20 protein-coding genes are annotated in these 19,915 nt (G+C 34.8%); 7 read left to right on the top strand and 13 right to left on the bottom strand.

The window, feature by feature from the left end:
- Window positions 1–12: 12 nt before the first annotated feature.
- Window positions 13–1,605: an SUMF1/EgtB/PvdO family nonheme iron enzyme gene (locus tag WC622_RS04285; protein WP_372817631.1), complete on the bottom strand. Its 1,593-nt coding sequence runs from the start codon at window positions 1,603–1,605 to the stop codon at window positions 13–15.
- A 349-nt stretch (window positions 1,606–1,954) separates the two neighbouring features.
- On the opposite strand from WC622_RS04285, the gene porV reads away from it, so the two are divergent.
- Entirely contained in the window at window positions 1,955–3,136 is a 1,182-nt protein-coding gene (porV, locus tag WC622_RS04280) for a type IX secretion system outer membrane channel protein PorV (RefSeq protein ID WP_372817629.1), read from the top strand.
- A complete protein-coding gene (gene ispF / locus WC622_RS04275) occupies window positions 3,136–3,615 on the top strand; it encodes a 2-C-methyl-D-erythritol 2,4-cyclodiphosphate synthase (protein WP_372817627.1) in 480 nt (159 codons plus the stop codon). The genes porV and ispF overlap by 1 nt, the downstream gene beginning before the upstream one ends.
- A gap of 53 nt (window positions 3,616–3,668) precedes the next feature.
- On the opposite strand, the gene WC622_RS04270 is transcribed toward ispF, so the two are convergent.
- From WC622_RS04270 to WC622_RS04230, 9 genes are all read right to left on the bottom strand, one after another.
- On the bottom strand, window positions 3,669–4,544 hold the full coding sequence (locus WC622_RS04270; RefSeq protein WP_372817625.1) for a pirin family protein: 876 nt from the start codon (window positions 4,542–4,544) through the stop codon (window positions 3,669–3,671).
- A 30-nt stretch (window positions 4,545–4,574) separates the two neighbouring features.
- Complete coding sequence (locus tag WC622_RS04265; protein ID WP_372817624.1) at window positions 4,575–5,105, bottom strand: YceI family protein; 531 nt, start codon at window positions 5,103–5,105, stop codon at window positions 4,575–4,577.
- 157 nt (window positions 5,106–5,262) lie between these two features.
- The gene (locus WC622_RS04260; RefSeq protein ID WP_372817622.1) at window positions 5,263–5,850 is read right to left on the bottom strand and encodes a Crp/Fnr family transcriptional regulator; all 588 of its coding nucleotides are present in this window, start codon (window positions 5,848–5,850) and stop codon (window positions 5,263–5,265) included.
- 2 nt (window positions 5,851–5,852) lie between these two features.
- Window positions 5,853–6,017, bottom strand: coding sequence for a FeoB-associated Cys-rich membrane protein (locus WC622_RS04255; protein ID WP_372817621.1), 165 nt, complete (start codon window positions 6,015–6,017; stop codon window positions 5,853–5,855).
- A 124-nt stretch (window positions 6,018–6,141) separates the two neighbouring features.
- The gene (locus WC622_RS04250) at window positions 6,142–7,332 is read right to left on the bottom strand and encodes a hypothetical protein (RefSeq protein WP_372817619.1); all 1,191 of its coding nucleotides are present in this window, start codon (window positions 7,330–7,332) and stop codon (window positions 6,142–6,144) included.
- Between the two features lie 25 nt (window positions 7,333–7,357).
- A complete protein-coding gene (locus WC622_RS04245) occupies window positions 7,358–8,185 on the bottom strand; it encodes a type 1 glutamine amidotransferase (RefSeq protein ID WP_372817617.1) in 828 nt (275 codons plus the stop codon).
- On the bottom strand, window positions 8,186–9,289 hold the full coding sequence (locus WC622_RS04240; RefSeq protein ID WP_173273219.1) for a carboxylate-amine ligase: 1,104 nt from the start codon (window positions 9,287–9,289) through the stop codon (window positions 8,186–8,188).
- 24 nt (window positions 9,290–9,313) lie between these two features.
- Window positions 9,314–10,354, bottom strand: coding sequence for a RimK family alpha-L-glutamate ligase (locus tag WC622_RS04235; RefSeq protein ID WP_372817615.1), 1,041 nt, complete (start codon window positions 10,352–10,354; stop codon window positions 9,314–9,316).
- A 32-nt stretch (window positions 10,355–10,386) separates the two neighbouring features.
- Entirely contained in the window at window positions 10,387–11,091 is a 705-nt protein-coding gene (locus WC622_RS04230; RefSeq protein WP_372817613.1) for an esterase family protein, read from the bottom strand.
- A gap of 170 nt (window positions 11,092–11,261) precedes the next feature.
- Between WC622_RS04230 and WC622_RS04225 the strand changes: the two genes are divergently transcribed.
- The 3 genes from WC622_RS04225 to WC622_RS04215 all read left to right on the top strand — a co-directional run bounded on the left by WC622_RS04225 (window position 11,262) and on the right by WC622_RS04215 (window position 15,337).
- Window positions 11,262–12,080 (top strand): alpha/beta hydrolase, encoded by an 819-nt coding sequence (locus tag WC622_RS04225; protein ID WP_372817611.1) that lies wholly within the window; start codon window positions 11,262–11,264, stop codon window positions 12,078–12,080.
- Between the two features lie 477 nt (window positions 12,081–12,557).
- Window positions 12,558–14,366, top strand: coding sequence for a translational GTPase TypA (gene typA, locus WC622_RS04220; RefSeq protein WP_372817609.1), 1,809 nt, complete (start codon window positions 12,558–12,560; stop codon window positions 14,364–14,366).
- A gap of 254 nt (window positions 14,367–14,620) precedes the next feature.
- Entirely contained in the window at window positions 14,621–15,337 is a 717-nt protein-coding gene (locus tag WC622_RS04215; RefSeq protein WP_372817607.1) for a 3-ketoacyl-ACP reductase, read from the top strand.
- 56 nt (window positions 15,338–15,393) lie between these two features.
- Here the strand turns inward: WC622_RS04215 and WC622_RS04210 are convergent, their stop codons facing one another.
- The gene (locus tag WC622_RS04210) at window positions 15,394–15,954 is read right to left on the bottom strand and encodes a type 1 glutamine amidotransferase domain-containing protein (protein ID WP_372817605.1); all 561 of its coding nucleotides are present in this window, start codon (window positions 15,952–15,954) and stop codon (window positions 15,394–15,396) included.
- A gap of 217 nt (window positions 15,955–16,171) precedes the next feature.
- Here WC622_RS04210 and WC622_RS04205 point away from each other — a divergent pair, with 217 nt between their 5' ends.
- Together WC622_RS04205 and WC622_RS04200 are read left to right on the top strand one after the other, a co-directional pair.
- Window positions 16,172–17,107 carry a lysophospholipid acyltransferase family protein gene (locus tag WC622_RS04205; protein ID WP_372817603.1) on the top strand — a complete coding sequence of 312 codons (936 nt, stop codon included), beginning with the start codon at window positions 16,172–16,174 and terminating at the stop codon, window positions 17,105–17,107.
- A gap of 122 nt (window positions 17,108–17,229) precedes the next feature.
- Window positions 17,230–17,817 carry a thioredoxin family protein gene (locus WC622_RS04200; protein ID WP_372817601.1) on the top strand — a complete coding sequence of 196 codons (588 nt, stop codon included), beginning with the start codon at window positions 17,230–17,232 and terminating at the stop codon, window positions 17,815–17,817.
- A 2-nt stretch (window positions 17,818–17,819) separates the two neighbouring features.
- On the opposite strand, the gene WC622_RS04195 is transcribed toward WC622_RS04200, so the two are convergent.
- A complete protein-coding gene (locus WC622_RS04195) occupies window positions 17,820–18,575 on the bottom strand; it encodes a glycosyltransferase family 2 protein (RefSeq protein ID WP_372817599.1) in 756 nt (251 codons plus the stop codon).
- Window positions 18,572–19,852 (bottom strand): glycosyltransferase, encoded by a 1,281-nt coding sequence (locus tag WC622_RS04190; protein WP_372817597.1) that lies wholly within the window; start codon window positions 19,850–19,852, stop codon window positions 18,572–18,574. The genes WC622_RS04195 and WC622_RS04190 overlap by 4 nt, the downstream gene beginning before the upstream one ends.
- Window positions 19,853–19,915 lie beyond the last annotated feature (63 nt).

Raw genomic sequence — 19,915 nt, 5'->3', positions numbered from 1 at the left:
CTTTTTTAATCTTTATCTATTGCCTTTAACCTTAAACTGAGGTTTACCAACAGATTTTATTTCTGATGAGCCCAACATGGTCATCGCACAGCGGAAGCCAATATCAGCTGTTGATTCGTCTTCTTGTAAATATCTTCTCGCTGCAGGATTTAGCCATTGTGCTTGATCGTCCCAAGAACCACCTTTATAAACTCTAGATTTATTATTTACTAAAGTAGTTACACCATATAAAGAGCTCTCTTCATCGCGATAGCCACGTTGATCAGGATTATAAGCCGTAGTACCCGTATTTCCAGCAGCTTTACCAGCTTGTAACTCCGCCCAAGTTTGTTTAACTCCAGAATTGGCATTTACCATTTCCGGCTTGCCATATTTATCTTGTTTAAGTTTGCCAGTAATTGGGTCTCTATCTTTATTTTGATATTGGTTACCTCTAAATGCATTTAATGCATCTGCCTGCTCGAAAGTTGAAGCACGATAAATATCACGAGTCCATTCGTTTACATTACCTGCCATATTGTACAATCCAAAATCATTTGGCTCGTAACTTTTAACATCTTGTGTAAAGGCAGCTTTATCATTTAATGATCCACCAACACCCATGTAATCGCCTTTTCCTCTTTTAAAGTTAGCTAGAATTAAACCCCTTGTGCTTTTTTTAGCAGAAGTAATTCCTAAACCATTCCATGGATATATTTTTTTCTCACCAATGTTCTCATATTGAGTATTTCCTATTAGGCCTAATGCGGCATATTCCCATTCCAATTCTGATGGTAATCTAAAAGGTTGTAAAATTACTCCGTCTTCTAATCTCACATTTCTTGTTGCTGTAGGTGCACCTCTTCCAGTTGTTGCTGCAGCTCCGTTGGCTGTTGCAGCAGGATTAAGGTCTGCCTTTGCCTTTGGTCCTTTGTCATCATATTGCCCATTCAAATAAATCTCTGTATTGAATGGTGTTGTTGGTCTTGCAGCTGCTGGTGTAGCTGCTGCATTTCTACCTGTAGCAGTACCATTTACCGCAGCAAAAGAAGTCATAAATCCTTTATCTCTCAATAACTTTTCGTTCACCATGTCAGTTCTCCAAGCACAATATCTTTCTGCTTGCAAAGCGCTCACACCAACAACTGGATAATTCTGATAGGCTGGGTGTCTTAAATAATTATTTACGTAAGGCTCATTGAAAGATAATGGTCTGCGCCAAACTAAAGTATCGGGTAATTCTTCGTAATAGTATTGCGCATCAGTTGGATAACTGCGTTTAATCCAATTTAAATACTCTAGCCAATTCGTGTTCGAAACTTCGGTTTCATCCATATAGAATGAACTAACACTAACCTCTCTTTTATAATTATAATTGCTTAAATCTTGTCCGGGGATATCAACAGCACTACCTCCCATAATAAATACACCGCCTTCTATTTCGACTAAACCTGTTCCTGCAGGACCTCGCTTATATTTACTAGCAACCTCAAAACCGCCATTTTCCTTTTTATTATAGGCATAGCCAGTTTTACTCGAAACACCTGTCTTTGCGTTTTTATTACAAGAGGTAAAAATTGTAATACTAACTAAGAATATAAATAATTGTAAATATGTTTTTTTCATAATTGTGTCTATGTAACACTTAACTGATAAAATTACATAAAAAAAGAGCTATCTACCAAAAAAATATTTTTTAAATTAAGGTTAATTTAAGCGGTAGCTATCAACTAAATAGTATGTTTTTGTATTCATAAAAGAACAAACGATAGTTTGAAACGTAATCGCTCTTTATTTAGTATAGCTTCCTAATTCTTATTCCAAAAAAAATCTTTTACAGCATATCTCCTTATCCATATACATTTCTTGCTTAATATACGTTGTATGATCTAACAAGAAATCAAAGGTGTTAATACTTTGAAATTAATAAACACTATGTTAACTTGCATACCTGTTATATGTCTATATCTAAGTAATGAATCTGAAGTACTTTAGCGCAGCAGCCTTAGGCATGTTTTCTTTAGCGATGTTTTGTAATGGCGAGCTATTTGCGCAGGTTGTACAACCAGGTACTCAAACAAATGGTAGCCAATCTAATAATATCAATACAGCAGTTCCTTTTTTATTAATTACTCCAGATGCGAGAGCAGGAAGCATGGGAGAAGCAGGTGTAGCAACGCAACCAGATGCGAATGCAATGAGCATTAATCCTGCTAAATTAGCTTTTTTAGATAGACCCTATGGGTTTTCAGCCTCATATAGTCCTTGGTTAAAAAACTTGGTGCCTGATATTAATTTGGCTTATTTAAGTGGTTTTTACAAAGTGAGTGAGAGAAGTACAATAGGTGGTGCGTTGCGCTATTTTTCTTTAGGACAAATTCAACTTACAGATGCAAACCAACAAGATTTAGGAATTTATAGCCCTAATGAATTTTCTTTTGATGCTACTTATTCACAAAGATTTGGAAATGAATTTTCGTTAGGAACTACAGCTAGATTCATTTATTCGAATTTAACATCTGGTCAATTTTCTGCTGGACAACAAACTAAAGCTGGGACAGCATTAGCATTAGACGTATCTGCATATTATAGAAAGCAAACCGTAGTATTTGGCAAAGATGCCATTGTTGCGGCAGGTGCTAATTTTTCTAACATTGGCACAAAAATAGGCTATGTAGATGGTGGTGATAAATATTTTCTACCTACCAACATGAAATTGGGTGGTGCAACTACACTTATTATTGATGATTACAATCAGTTTACATTTGCTTTAGATTTTAATAAATTGATGGTGCCAACTCAGCCAATAAGAGATTCTAATGGGACTATAATTTCAGGAAAAGATCCAGATCGTTCTGTACCTGCTGGGATTTTTGGCTCATTTAGCGACGCACCTGGCGGATTTAGTGAAGAATTAAAAGAGGTTAGCATTGCAACTGGTATAGAATATTGGTATAATCAACAATTTGCTTTAAGAACTGGATATTTCTACGAGGCTCCTGAAAAAGGAGATCGACGTTATTTCACAGTTGGTGCTGGCTTAAAGTATAATATTTTCAATATAGATTTTTCTTATTTATTAGCTGATCCGCAAAAAAGCCCATTGGCTAATACGTTAAGATTTAGCTTGCTATTTAATTTTGGGGACACCAAATAATGAAGATTAAAGTAGGTTTCGGTTTCGATGTACACCAGTTAAAAGATAATCATCCGTTTATAGTTGGTGGAGTAAATCTAGAACATCATAAAGGTGCTTTTGGTCATTCTGATGCTGATGTTTTATTGCATGCCATTTGCGACGCACTTTTAGGCGCTGCCAATTTAAGGGATATCGGATTTCATTTTAAAAATACAGATCCGCAATGGAAAGGAATAAGTAGTGTAATATTATTACAAGAAACTGTAAAATTATTGACTGAAAAAGGATACGAAATTGGGAATATTGATGCGATGTTGTGCCTGGAAGCACCTAAAATAAATCCTCATATCCCGAAAATGCAAGAAAATATCGCGACAGCAATTGGAATGTCAATAGATGATATTTCTATTAAAGCAACTACAAATGAACAGATGGGTTTTATAGGTCGCGAGGAAGGTGTAGTTGCGTATGCAGTTTGCCTAATTCAGAAAAACTAAAAAAGCCGATAATCATTTAACAAAATCATCGGCTCCTAAAAATTGATTAATTTTTATTCTTCTAAATAACCAAATTTACCTTCGTTATAATCAGCAATTGCTTGTTGTATTTCTTCAGGTTTATTCATTAAAAACGGACCGTAAGATGCAATTGGTTCATTAATTGGTTCGCCACTTAGCACAAGAATTACACTGTTTTCTAATGCTTCTAGCTCAATTATTTCTCCTTCATTTTTAAAATGAACCATTTGATCTGTTTTCGCATTTTCTGAACCATTTACTTTTATATTTCCTTCGATAATTACAAATCCTGTATTAAAATTTGCTGGGAAATTAAAACTAGCTTTTGCTCCTTTGTTTAAGCGTACATTGTACATCTCTATTGGACTAAAAGTAGAAACACTTCCTTTCGTTCCTTTATATTCACCAGCAATTACTTCAACTATACCGGCATTCTCTGGCAAATTAAACTTTTGTATTTCACTATGTTTAACGCCTTGATATTTAGGTGTGCTCATTTTATCCTTAGCAGGAAGATTTACCCAAAGTTGAACCATTTGAAATGGACCACCTTTTTTGCTAAAGTTCTCTTCGTGATATTCTTTGTGTAAAATACCACTTGCTGCGGTCATCCATTGGATATCACCTGGATAAATTACACCACTATTACCAGCACTATCGTGGTGTGCAACAGCACCGTGATATGCAATAGTTACTGTTTCAAATCCGCGATGTGGGTGAACGCCAACTCCACGTGGTTCATTACGAGCAGAAAATTCAATCTTAGCATTGTAATCGAGCATGAAAAACGGGCTCATGTTCAATCTATATCCACTAGGAAAGAAATTGTGTACCCTAAAACCATCGCCAACCATGTGTGGTGCAGGCGGATTTAATATTGCTGCAACTTTTTTTACATTTGCTTCCATTGTATTTTCCTATTTATTCTTATCTGAGAATTAAGCTTGTTTTACAAACTGTAATTCTCCTAAAATTCTTACTTCTTCACTTACCATTACCCCACCAGTTTCTAAAGCAGCATTCCATGTTAATCCAAAATCTGTACGGTTAATTTTCCCACTTAATGTGAAACCTGCTTTTGTATTTCCCCATGGATCTGTTGCAATACCACCAAATTCTGCAGTTAACTTCACCGATTTAGTTACACCTTTAACTGTTAAATCGCCTTTTAAAGTGTAATCATCACCATCTTTTTCTACTGATGTAGATTTGAACTCGATGTTTGCAAATTTTTCAGCATCAAAGAAATCTGCACTTTTTAAGTGATTATCACGATCGGTATTACCAGTGTCGATAGAACTAATATCACCTTTAAACGAAATATCAGCATTTGTAAAATCGTCGCCGTTTGAAGTTAATTCTGCAGAAAAAGATTTTAAATTACCTGTTACTGTAGTAATCATTAAGTGCTTTACTTTAAATTGTAATTCACTGTGAGTTGGATCTAATGTCCATTTAGTAGTTGCCATAATTTTATTTTTTTAATGTCTTTTTAAATTGATAACACAAAAGTAAGGCAAGCTGTTTCGCTACACATTGATGTATGATAAGAAATGGTTCAATAGTAATTAGTTCATTAGGAAATAGTTAGTTAATGAACAAGTGACCAATGAATGAGCGAACAGATTACCTAAAATGTTTTTTGGCTAAATCTTTACGTACTCTGCTTAAAGATTCTGGAGTGATGCCTAAATAAGAAGCAATCATCCATTGTGGTACACGTAAAGTAAGGTTTGGATAAAGTTTAATGAAATCTAAATATCTTTCTTCCGCAGTTGCGGATAATAACATGTTTAATCTTTTTTGCATAAAGCGGATAGAATTATGCAGCATTAAAATGTTTAGCTCTAATATTTCTGGAACAATATTTTTGATGGCAGGGAAAAAATCTTTTTTAACAATAACAACTTCGGTATCTTCAATTGCATCGATATAAAATTCTGATGGTTCATTGAAAACAGTAGTATCGCGGTCTGATAGCATCCAATCTTCCGGAGCAAATTGAATGATGTGCTCCTTGCCTTTTTCATCTATTGAAAAGTATCTTAATAGGCCGCTATTCACAAAATAAGCCTCGGACTTTAAATCGCCAGCATTTAAAAGAACTTGACCTTTTTTAATGGTTTTGGTTTTTAAACAACTTACGGCTTCAGTTGCTTGCTCATCTGTAATGGCTAAACGTTTTTGCAGATAAGCTGCGAATTTGCCTAGCATTACTACTTAGTTTTAGGCTCAGGAATGTTATCGAAATTTGCAGCACATTTGCCACAGCCCGAAGCACAACCATTACTTTTTGGAGAAACGGAACGATAAATCATTCGGCCAACATAAAATAATGCGCCAGCGAAAATGATAATCATTAAGATGAATTGAATATCCATAGTGCAAATTTACGATTTATAAAATAGGAGCATTCAGATTAGTGTCAAAATTAGGATTAAAACATAAAGGAATTAAGAAAACTGAAGATTTGAATTCTTCCTTGATTGTCTTAACTTCTTAATTCTAAAAAGTTTCCATCAACCCAACCGTCCCACCAACCCAATCAAAATCTGCATTATAACGTACGCCAATCATTTTACCTCTACTTAATCTTCCCAAATTGATGCAAAGCTGAGGTTCTTCGCCTTCTGGCCATAAATACATCATTCTAATTTCGGCTTTTACACCTACATCTGGCGCTTGAATAACGGGCTCGTAAACTACTTTACGTTGCAAAATCCAATTTTCAGGATCTTTAATCACTTTTACATCCGCTTCGGTTACATCTATAATTACACCCATGCCAGCAAAGCTAAATAATGGTTTTAACACATAATTTTCTAAATCTGTTGGGATTGTTTTTATAGTATTTAAAAAGTGTGTTTCAGGAACAAATTTACTTCTTAAAAAAGGCATAGTGTATTTGCTAATGCGATAAAACCAATTTGGGTGTGTTATCCATTCTATGTCTAATTCTTCCCGAGGATCAAAACTGTTTTTGAAAATGTCAGTATTTTCAGCAATCTCATCAAAAATTAATCGATTATAAATGCGTTTTAATTGAATTTTTTGACCATTTTCTTCGTAAAACAATTGCTTTCCCTGTTTTGAAATATCTTCTAAAGCCAGAATTTTAATGCCTAAATGTTTTGCAGTCACAAAAAAATCAATTGCGGTTTTTTGGTTGGTGGCATCTACATCCATCAACGCAACTTCATTCGGAGCATAATCTCCGACAATTACTTTTTTAAATAGCTCGAAATAGGATTTTTCATCTAAATCATGAAAATAAGGACTTAATTTTTCATCTAAATTAAAAACCTCTTTGTACGTGTGAGCCAAATGCGATTGAAACCCATATAATGATGGAAAACCTTGCATTTCTATTAACATTGGCGTAATTTCTCCCTTCTCATCTTTACATAAACCGTAATCGAAGGTTAAAAAATGAGGATGCGAAGTCTCATTGGGTACATTCCATTGTTGTGGAATCGCATTTTGAGTTAATTCTTTAAAATTATCTTGTTTAATGAGCGAAATAATTTCTTCGCCAGCGGCAATTAATTTTTCTTTTAATGCTTCAGGAATAAAAATAGGAGTCTCCGCAACTCTAAATGGAATAGAAGGAAAACCTTCTTCCAGTTTTATGAGCAGTCGTTTGTATTTCTCTTCAGTAAAACTAGCATTAAATTGCTGACGATATTTTTCAATCATGGTAATGAATTAAATTAATTTACCATTAAACTTCCTGCAAAGTATGAATAGCCTGAGTTAGAAAATTAGGTAAGATCACACTTTGAGTTAATGTAATTCTATCCGGATCATCAAGGCTATTTAGCATATCATTATATTTATCTTCTCCGTGGTTTTTTATAATGGCTGTTTTCTTTTCATCTTGAAGTAAGTACATTTTCATTCCAATAGGATCTGCCTCAGGATGAAATTGAGTGCCAATAATTTCGTCAGAAAAACGAATTGCCATAATGCAACGTTCTAAATTTACATGCGGACGTTCTTTTTCTAATGCTAAAATAGATGCGCCTTTTGCAGCAAAATCGGCCAAATTTGGTTGTACTACTTGCCAATCACGGTTATCGACCGAATAAAATGGATTATGAAGCCCGTTAAATACTACTTCTTCTGTTCCGCTTGGAGTAAGACTTATAGGAAAAATGCCAAAAGAATTTGATTTTCGTCTATTCACACTGCCCAATCCGTATTTTCTACAAGCCAATTGAAAAGAATGGCAAATTAAAAAAACATGCTTTTTGTGCTCGTTTTGTCTATTAAAGTTTTCAATCTGGTCTAATAAGGTAAAAAAATCATGTTCCCATTTTTCTCCTTCACCATCAAATGGACTTCCTGGGCCACCACTAGAGATATAAATGTCGTATGTTGTATCTGGTATTTCTCCTTTTTGCCTCAAATCAAAAAGATCGTAGGTCAAATTTAGCTGTGTTTGTTTGCGGTAACTTTGTAAAAGTTCCTGTATTCCCCTCATCCCCTGGTTCGGAAAGCCATTGTTCATATCTATAACGGCTACCTTAATATTATTTTTCTCACTCATTTATCCTGCACCTATTAATGTTTGGGTAGTAATATAGTCTACCACCGATTCAAAGCTACCAGTTTTCTCATAAACTGCAAGCTGTCGATCTGCTCCAGTACCATTTGCTAATATCTTATGCACATAGTTGATTTCATTTCTGCTGCCTAAATCATCAACAACGTCATCAATAAAATCCAATAATTCTAAAATTAAATTGCGACAATTCACTTCCATTTCCTTGCCAAAATCAATTAAATTTCCATCAATACCATAACGAGCAGCTCTCCATTTATTCTCATTAATTAATGCCCTCGAATAACTAATAAACTCCATATTTTGCAAACGTAATTTGTACAGTTTTGCGCATAAAGCTTGAAATAGAGCTGTAAAAGCCATCGTTTCATCAATTAACATTGGGCAATCGCAAATGCGGAATTCTACGGTATCAAAAAACGGATGCACACGAATATCCCACCAAATTTTCTTCGCGTTATCCATGCAATTGGTTTTAATTAACAGTTTCACATAGTTATCGTAATCTTCTATACTGTTAAAAATATCCGGAATTCCGGTACGAGGAAATTTATCAAAAACCTTTGTCCTAAATGATTTATAACCCGTATTTCTGCTTTCCCAAAAGGGAGAATTTGTTGAAAGTGCAAAAACATGTGGCAAGAAATAGCGTACCTGATTTGCAATATGTATAGCTAGCTCACGCGATTGGAAGCCCACATGTACATGCAAACCGAAAATTAAATTAGAACGAGCGGCTTCTTGAAGTTCATTTACAATTTCGCTATAACGTGGATGTTCTGTAATCAATTGTTTTTCCCAATGGGAAAATGGATGCGTTCCAGCTGCCCCGATTCGTAAACCTTGTTCGCCCGCTAATTGAGAAACGGTATAACGCAACTGCGAAATTTCTTTTCTAGCCTGATCGGTATTATGGCAAATTCCTGTGCCAACTTCAACCACAGCTTGGTGCATTTCTGCTTTGACCTGATCTTTGTGTATTTTTTGGGCAGATTCTACAATTTTTTGGTCGTGTGAAGTTAATTCTCGGGTAACGGGATCAACTACCATGTACTCTTCTTCTATGCCGAGCGTAAATTCATTCATCATTTTAATTCCCTCTTAGTAATCCCTTTATTTTTTGGTGGTTGAAGCTTTTTTAGCTTTTGGCGCCGCAGCTTTAGCAGGTGCTTTCGGCTTTGCTGTCGCTTTTGCTTTTCCAATTAATGGTGTGCCCGCGGCAGATGTTTTTACATATTCACCCCATGTTAAATTATCCTGACCAAATTTTTGAGCTTTAGCTTTTTCAATGGAATAGGTTGCTGCGGTTTCTACCACCCATTCAAAATTTTCTGCACCTACACTTTCTACACCAGCATCTGGCGCAGGGTTACAGAAATCAATTGCTATTGGAATACCATTTCGAACTGCAAATTCAACTGTGTTGAAATCATAGCCTAAGTACTTGTTTAATTTAAGCGTATATTCTTCAATGGTTTTTAACAGTTTTGCGCTTGGCTTCGGGCCATCAATTACATAACGTAAATGGTGTGGATTACGTGGTTCGTATTGCATAATGCGCACATATTTTCCGCCAATACAATAACATCTATAATATTCTTCAAACATAATTTCTTCTTGTAACATCATCACCGTTTGCTTGGTTTGACTATGTTTATCAAAGAAATCTTCTTTATCGTGCAGTTTGTAAACCTCTTTCCAACCGCCACCATCAAATGGTTTCATATATGCTGGAAAACCAGTATATTCAAAAATAGCATCCCAATCCATTGGCATGGTTAAATTTTCAAATGATTTTTCTGTAGTATCATCAGGATGTTCTCTTGATGGAATTAAAGCTGTTTTCGGTACTGGAACACCAATATTTTCCGCCAATGCATTGTTAAAAAACTTTTCGTCAGCACTCCACCAAAACGGATTATTAATTACCGCAGTTCCGCCCATAGCAGCATTTTTTAAATACGCACGGTAAAAAGGTACATCCTGAGAAATGCGATCAATAATTACGGCATATTCAGGCTCTTCTGCCTGAAATACTTTGCTAATTTTTACAAATTCAGCAGTTATTCCCTTTTCCCCTTTTTGATTAACTCTATCTACAAAAGCTTGCGGAAATGATCTTTCTTGTCCAAATAAAATTCCTATTTTCTTCATATATTGATGTATTGGTGTAGTTGAACATTAATTTATAATTGAGCTATGTACTCTGGAAACATTTGCCGCCAAGTAGGCCAATCGTGATCAGCATTTTGCCTAATATCCAACCAATGATTAATTCCTTTTTGATGTAAAATGCCCGATAATCTTTCATTATCGCCCTTGCACATATCTCGATCTGATGTACCTAAAACAATTTTCATGTGCCAAAGTTCTTGGTTCATGTCATTTGGTAAAAAATCTACAGGATTATTAAAATAAGCATCGTTATTGTAAAAACCATCTAATTGCCCTGTAATATCAAAAGCACCGCTCATACTAAACATATGGCTTACTGTCCAAGGATGGCGAAAGGCAAAGTTTGCTGCATGATAACCGCCAAAACTACAACCAGCTGTAATCACTTTGTGGTGACCAGTTTCGTCTTTTGCTAAAGGAACTAATTCTTCTAACAAGAATTTATCGTACCAAATGTGGTTTTTAATCCGCTCTGAGGGATGAATGCCTTTGTTGTACCAGCTTAATTTATCAATCCCATCAGGGCAATAAATTTTTATTTTACCATCATCAACGAAGTTCTGAACGGCATCAATTAATTTAAAATCTTTGTTTTCGTAATAGCTTCCCATACTAGTGGGGAAAAGTAGAATAGGGTACCCACTATGACCAAATATGAGCGTTTCTATATCTCTATTGAGGCTCGGGCTGTACCATTTTTTTAGCTCTTCTTTCATGGTAAATTATTTAGATACCTTAAGGTAGAAAAATATAGGTCAAACACAAAAAAATAAATCTATTAATTCCTATAAATCTAGCGCTTATGTAAAAAAAGCATCTCCTTAACCGATTTTTTAACAAGATGTGTACATTTGCGCAAGATTAGTGAGAAAGCTATTTATTGACTATGTACACCACATTAACGTTGCCTACTGTTATCAAAACCATCCATCAGATAAAATCTGTTTACTTAAAGAAGGAAGTTGAAATAGAAATTTTCTGTCCCGAGAATTTATTGGGAAATGAGCGTGTAAACCTGTTGCTAATAAACGATGGACAAGATTTAGCTCAAATGGATATGGAGAATACATTAAATTCTCTATATGAAAAATGGAAAATCGAACCAACAGTTGTAATTGGAATTAAGGCATCTGCAGATCGATTATTGGAATATGGTATTGCTGGTAAACCCGATTTTAAAAAAAGAGGTTCGAAAGCGCAATTGTATACAGATTTCATTGTTAAAGAATTGCTGCCGTATGTGCAGAGCGAAGTGGATGTTACGATTAATGGTAAACGAGCTTTTGCCGGATTTTCTTTAGGCGGTTTAACTGCTTTTGATATCGCTTGGAATAACGATAATTATTTTGATGCAGTTGGCGTTTTCTCTGGTTCTTTTTGGTGGAGAAAAAAAGATTTAAATGCTGGTTATACTGATGATGATCGTATATTACACCAATTAATTCGCGATACAAAAACTAATCCTGCTTTAAAATTTTGGTTGATGACTGGCACAAATGATGAAACTGCTGATCGTAATCACAACTTTATTATCGATTCTATCGATGACACGATTGATGTAGTTAAAGAATTGATGAAAAAAGGTTATCAAAGGCCTAAAGATATATTCTATTTTGAAATGGTTGGTGGCAAACATGATGTGCCAACCTGGGCAAAGGCAATGCCTAAGTTTTTGGAGTGGGCGTTTAAACCGCTAATCCCATAACTTCTATTTTTTGCAAAAAAAAACGTATCGTTTCACCGTCGCTTCACCGTCAATCCTATGTCGATTGACCGTCGAAAAGCCTGTTTCGACGGTAAACCGACGGTATACGGACGGTATACCGAGCCTATAGCGTCAATAAAATAAGGTTTTAAAACTTTTTTGAACCTATTATAAATGACATCGATCTACTGATATGTAGATTGAGAAAAGCTTTCTTTAGCCTTTGTTAAATTGTAATTCCACACGATGATAAAGGGATTATTTGAAACTCATCTCCTTGTTGAAGATTTAGAAGGGTTAATGGCTTTTACAAAAATATTTTAGGTTTATCGCTAACGCTGCATTCGAAATGACGATTGAGCATATAAGCTATTGACAATCAAAATTTAACAAAAATATAATCAGATAAATAGTAGGTGAACCCCTTAAAAATTCAATAAAAAACCTTATCTTTGCGCCAAATTACAGGCGCATTTTATGCAAAAGATTAGAAATATAGCTATTATAGCACACGTTGACCACGGTAAAACTACATTGGTTGATAAGATTTTACACTCTTGTTCTATTTTTCGTGATAACGAACAAACAGGAGATTTGATATTAGATAACAACGATTTAGAGCGTGAACGAGGAATTACAATCGTATCTAAAAACGTTTCAGTTCAGTACAAAGACGTAAAAATTAACATCATTGATACTCCTGGTCACGCGGATTTCGGCGGTGAGGTTGAGCGTGTATTGAAAATGGCTGATGGCGTTTTATTATTGTGTGATGCTTTTGAAGGTGCTATGCCTCAAACACGTTTCGTAACACAAAAAGCGTTGGCTTTAGGTTTAAAACCAATTGTGGTTGTAAACAAAGTTGATAAAGAAAACTGTAGACCAGAAGAGGTTTATGAGCAGATTTTCGAATTATTCTTCAACTTAGAAGCTACTGAAGACCAATTAGATTTCCCTGTAATTTATGGATCATCTAAACAAGGTTGGATGAGCACTGATTGGCAAAAACCAACTACAGATATTTTTGCATTATTGGATGCGGTTGTGGCAAACATCCCGCCTGCACCAATTAATGAAGGTACATTACAAATGCAAATCACTTCATTAGATTATTCATCTTTCGTAGGTCGTATTGCAATTGGTCGTGTACACCGTGGCACAATTAAAGAAAACCAACCAGTAACGTTAATTAAACGTGATGGTAAAATGGTTAAATCTAGAGTAAAAGAATTATATACATTCGAAGGTTTAGGTAAAGTTAGAACTACAGAAGTAAGCTCTGGAGATATATGTGCTGTTGTTGGTATTGATGGTTTTGATATTGGTGATACTATTGCAGATTTTGATGCACCAGAACAATTGCCAGTAATTAGCATTGATGAGCCAACAATGAATATGTTGTTTACCATTAACAACTCTCCATTCTTTGGTAAGGAAGGTAAATTGGTTACTTCTCAACGCATTAGAGAGCGTTTGATGAAAGAAATGGAGAAAAACTTAGCCTTAAAAGTGGTTGAGACTGCTTCTCCAGATGCTTGGTTAGTTTACGGTCGTGGTATTCTCCATTTATCTGTATTAATCGAAACAATGCGTCGTGAAGGTTATGAAATGCAAGTTGGTCAGCCACAAGTTATCATTAAAGAAATTGACGGTAAGAAACACGAACCAATTGAGACTTTAATTGTAGATGTTCCCGGTGAGGTTGCTGGTAAAGTAATTGAATTAGTAACTCAACGTAAAGGCGAGTTGTTAATTATGGAGCCTAAAGGTGATTTACAACACTTAGAATTCGAAATTCCAGCTCGTGGTATTATTGGTTTACGTAACAACGTATTAACTGCAACTGCTGGCGAGGCGATTATGGCACACCGTTTCAAATCTTACGAGCCTTGGAAAGGTACAATTCCAGGTCGTTTGAATGGCGTTTTGGTTTCTATGGAAAAAGGTATGACTACAGCATATTCAATCGATAAATTACAAGATAGAGGTCGTTTCTTTGTAGATCCAGGAGTTGATGTTTACGAAGGTCAGATTATGGGTGAGCACATTCGTGATAATGATTTAGTAGTGAACATTGTAAAAGGAAAAGCATTAACTAACATGCGTGCATCTGGTACTGATGACAATACTCGTATTGCACCAGCTATTAAATTCTCTTTAGAAGAATCAATGGAGTACATCCAAGCTGATGAGTACATTGAGGTAACACCTGTAAGTATGCGTTTACGTAAAATCTTCTTAACAGAGCAAGAACGTAAAGTAAAAGGAAAAGTTTTTCAATCTTAATTAGAGAAAATTTAAATATTTAAAGCCTGTAAACGAAAGTTTACAGGCTTTTTTAGTTAATGATTACTTGAAACCTTTGGAAACTGCAGAAGTTGAAGTAACAGAATTACACACGTGATTTTTAGAAGAATTAGTAGAGAAAACCAGCCCTATCGATTATTAAACTATCGTGCTGGAAATATTAACCTAAAATTACAAAGTACAAACTTTCACGATTTACCTTTTCTCTATCTTCGCTTTTCAATACAATTATTATGGAATCACTACAAGGAAAAAATGCGATAGTTACTGGCGCAGGTAAAGGTTTGGGTAAAGCAATTTCTATTGCGTTAGCTCAAGAAGGAGTAAATGTTGGGTTAATTGGCAGGACAGAAAATGATTTGATCGCTGTTGCGGAAGAATTAAAAAATTATAACATAAAAACGGCAGTTGCCATTGCAGATGTATCAGATATGAATGCTGTTAATTCGGCAGTTGCAACTATAAAAAATCACCTTGGGGTAATTGATATCTTAATTAACAATGCTGGAGTTGGTGCATTTGGCAAGTTTATGGAATTGGAACCAGCCAAATGGAAAGAAATAATAGACATCAATTTAATGGGTGTATATTATGTTACTCGTGCCGTTTTACCAGAAATGATCGAAAGACAAGTAGGTGATATAGTGAACGTTTCATCTACAGCAGGTAAAAACGGTGCTGCAGTAACGAGTGCATATAGTGCTTCAAAATTTGGTTTAATTGGTTTATCAGAATCACTAATGCAAGAAGTGCGTAAATATAATATAAGAGTAAGTACGATGTTGCCAAGTACAGTCGCTACAGACATGGCTATAGATTTAAAATTAACTGATGGTAATCCTGATAAGGTGATGCAGCCAGAAGATTTTGCAGAATTATTAATTGCTCAACTAAAACTAAATAGAAGAGTCTTTGTGAAGGAAAGTGGAATTTGGTCTACAAATCCTTAGAATAGAGTGCCGCAGATTGTTAATTTTTAATCTGCGGCTTATTTTATTGGTTTAAATTAAGCATGTTGGCCATCATGAACACCTTCTGCAAATTCTTCTACAATTTTATCGTTAAAAGCTGGTAAATCTTTTGGGGTTCTGCTAGTTACCAAACCTTGGTCTACCACAACTTCTTCATCAGACCAATCTGCGCCAGCATTAATTAGGTCTTGTGAAATATTTTTTACGGAGGTAAGTTTTCTGCCTTCAACAACTCCAGCATTAATTAAAGTTTGTGGTCCATGACAAATTGCGGCAACAGGTTTACCAGCCTCAAAAAATGCTTTAACAAAAGCAATTGCATCGTCATTAACACGAAGCTGATCGGGGTTAATTACTCCGCCTGGTAAAACTAATCCATTATAATCATCAGCATTTGCTTCGGTTAATGTTTTATCTACATCAATTTCTATAGACCAATGATCATGATTCCAAGCTTTTATTTTACCGCTTTTAGAAGATATCACATGTACGGTTGCACCTTCTTCTTTTAATCTTTTTATTGGTTCAGTTAATTCACTTTCTTCAAAGCCGCTTTCAGATAATACTGCAATTGTACGATTACTTAATTGTCCCATAATTTTATGTTTTAAATAGAATGATGTATTAAAGACAGCTAGGTTAAATTATTGTTTTTAAAAAATTAAAGTATAGAAGACTCCCTTAAAAGTTAATCACTTCTTTCTTTTTCTGTCAGCGATTTTTCATAAAACTTATAGGAGTAAAAATTCTAACAATTCTATGGCATTTCCTTTTCTAACTCACTCTAAATTTGAAGTTTAAACTAGTCATATAATGATTAAAAGGGCGCTCTCTCATATTGGGGTTTTTGTTTTAACCGTACTATCCTTATTGCCTTTGCAAATTTTATATCTATTTGCAAATGGGGCTTATGTTTTACTTTATTATGTTTTTGGCTATCGTAAAAAGGTAGTTAGACAGAATTTAATGAATTCTTTTCCTGAGAAAAAACTGGAAGAAATTATAGCAATAGAAAAGAAGTTTTTTAAATACTTCTCATCCTTGATATTTGAAGTAATCAAGATGAGAAGTATCTCTTCAAAAGAATTGGATAAGCGTGTAAAATTCAAGAATGTAGATTTAGTCGAAGCTTACCTAAAGAATAACGAAAGCGTACTTTTTTGTTCATCTCATTACGGAAATTACGAATGGGTATGTATGGCAATTGGAATGACATTTTCTGGCCTACATCATCCTATCTATAAGCCGTTAAGTAATGAGATTTTCGATAATTGGTTTTTGAAGATGAGGAGTAGGTATGGTAACCAAATGATTTCGATGCGCCAAACAATTAGAGCTATTCAGTCGACTAAGCATTACCCAACTATGTTCACTTTTGGAAGTGATCAAGCTCCTTCAAAAGAAGATTCGCAATATTGGACCACACTTTTACATCAAGAAGCTTCTATACAACTGGGAGTAGAAAAAATTGCAAAAAAGACTAATAGGCCTGTATTTTATTTAAAAACTAGTTATTTAAAACGCGGGTATTATGAGGTTGATTGCGTACCAATTTGTTTAGATCCAAAAAATACCGCGGAATTTGAAATAACAGAAATACATACTCATTTTTTAGAGGATTTGATTAAAGAAGAACCAGCATACTGGCTTTGGAGTCATAGAAGATGGAAATACAAGCCAGAAAAATCGGTTCGAAAAACTGAACAAGAACCTAAAACAGATGGAAAAATACTTCAATCAGAATTATAATAAAAATTTAGACCAAAAAGCTGGAAGCGAAAGTTTACAGATTTTTGTGTTATATGGCGTTTAATTTTTTCTTAATTAGTAATTAAAAACCATTAAATTAGTATACGGTAATTGAAAAAATCATGAAAATAAAACATCTATTATTTACAGTTATTGCCTTATTCATTGTGAATATGGCATTCGCACAAAGTGCACCACCATCGGCTGATGATGTATTAAAGGATGCTTTTAAGGAAGCAAAAGCGCAAAAGAAGAAAGTGTTTATTAAGTTTAGCGCATCGTGGTGTGGTTGGTGTCACAAGATGGATGATAGTATGAATGATCCGGAGTTAAAGGCATTATTTGATAAAAGTTTTGTGATTAAACACTTAACGGTTATGGAATCAAAAGGGAAGGAAAACCTTGAAAATCCTGGAGCAATGGATTTAATTAAGAAATATAATAGCGATGGGTTTGGAATTCCAATCTGGTTTATATTTGATGCAAACGGTAAATTGTTGGTAGATTCTCATTTGAGACCAGAAGGTACGGGTTTTGAAACCAAGGGGAAAAATATTATTGGTTGCCCAGCTTCAAAAGAAGAGGTGGAGTCATTTGTGAAATCTTTAAAAATAACGACAAAGCTAACAGATGCAGAACTAGCAAAAATTGCTGCTCGCTTTAGGCAAAATGATCCTGCTTATAAAGCGCCTAATACTAAAGCAAAATAGAATTAATCGTTAGTCCTCCTATGCCTTAAAAAATATTGCGCCAAGTTTAATGCAATAAAAACATGATTTAACACAGTTGGAATAAAACCGTAATAATGACTTAGTATTTTAAAGCGCTCTTTTAAACTGGCTAAATGTTTTTGTTTACTCATGCCGCCAACTAAATATTTGGCAACGTACATATGCGTATTTACAATATTAGATGATCTTTTAGCGGCCTTGATGATCCAGTCAATATCTGAGCTGTATTTGTACTGTAAATCATAAGGTTCAGTTAAGCTACGCTTGATGTAAATTGCTTGATGACTAACATTCATTCCAAACTTAAAACTATGCCAATCAAAATGTTCTGGTGCTCGGTGACGTCGTTGCCCTAGACTTTTCCAGTTTTCATCGTACATTTCTGTTTCACCGTAGTAAATATCCCCCGATGGTGCCGAAGCAAAAACATCTGTAACCGTTTCTGGCGCATAAATTTCATCTCCAGAATTCATAAAGAGTACATAATCACCTGTAGCCAATGCCAATCCTTTATTCATGGCGTCATAAATACCTTGGTCTTGCTCTGAGACAAAAACAGCTAGTTTATTTTTGTATGTATTAATAACATCAATTGTCCCATCATTCGATGCACCATCAATTACAATATATTCGATATTAGCATAAGTTTGATTTAACACAGATAGCATTGTACGCTCAATTGCTGCTACATTATTATAAACTATTGTAATTACGCTAAGTTTCGGGTTTATTGTCATTGAGGCAATGCGTTTAGTAAACTTTGATATAATTCTTCGTGTTCATCTGCAATAAGTGCGGGTGCAAAATGATTTAAAATAGTTCTTCGAGCTTCTTTTTGGACTGCTTCCTTATCTTCATGTAAAAAAAGCCATTCAATTCCATCTGCTAAATCAGTAGCAGATTCATAATTTGCCAAATAACCATTCTTTAAATGAATTACCATGTCCGGAATTCCACCAGTTTTAAACGCGATTACAGGCGTTGCACAAGCCAAGCTTTCCATTACAGTATTTGGCAGGTTATCTTCTAATGATGGCGTGATAAAAGCATCCGCAGCAGCGTAACATTTAGCCAAATGATCATCTTTAGAGACATGACCTAAAAACGTTGTTTTAAACGGAAAATCTGGAGCGTTTTTTTCATCCTTGTTACCGAAAATAACCAATTCTATCTGCTCATTTGGTATTTCCGGACGAGCAGCTAATTCATTAAGTGCATCAATTAAATATTGAGTTCCTTTATGTTTATCATTTTTTGAAGGCATAAAACCACTCATTAACACAAAGTGATGTGCAGGTATTTTAAGAATTTTTTTGGCTTCTGCTTTTACGTAAGGTTTAAAAACATCAATTTCTAGCGTATTCGGAATTACCGAGATCTTCCTAACGCCCAACAAACTACTTTGCTTAACTGAATTTGCCATCCAGTTGCTAGGTGCCACAATGTGGAAATTTAATTCAGAATATGCTTTTTGTTTTCGCAGCCAGTTTTTATGCGAAATATCATTTTTTCCACTGAGACGTAAAATTGGACAATCGCCGCATTGTCTATGGAAATGCTCACAGCTGTAACGTACATGGCAACCACCTGTAAACGCATTGCTATCGTGGAAAGTCCAAACAATTGGTTTTTCTAATTCATCTAGCTCCGCTAAAAATTTAGGAGATAAAAAACCATGATTAACCCAATGTAAATGAATAATATCAGCAGATTTTAATTCAGGATGATTAACAATTGATTTGCCAAACCACTGCAAAGAAAAAGGTGTTTTTACTGCTTTTACAAATAATTTGGCTAAATATCGCTCTGCCATAATATTAAAAATGGCTCTAGCTTTAGTGAAAATATTTTTACTGAAGGTATCAATTTTAGGGTTTTGACCAAATTTATAATACACCAAAACCTTCGAATCTACACCATTTGCTTTTAGCGCATCACTTAAACGCAGGCAAGCCCTGCCAGCGCCTCCATTTCCATCGTAAGTATTTAAGTGTACAACTTTCAAATCAACCAAAAATACATTTTATTGTTTAGGCTTTGCAAAGCATGGCAGATTTTTTCTTTTCTTTGTCAAACA

This window comes from Pedobacter sp., from assembly GCF_041662865.1.
Lineage (GTDB): Bacteria > Bacteroidota > Bacteroidia > Sphingobacteriales > Sphingobacteriaceae > Pedobacter.
The sequence above is the reverse complement of the archived record's forward strand: the minus strand, read 5'-3'. Positions and strand labels throughout refer to the sequence as shown.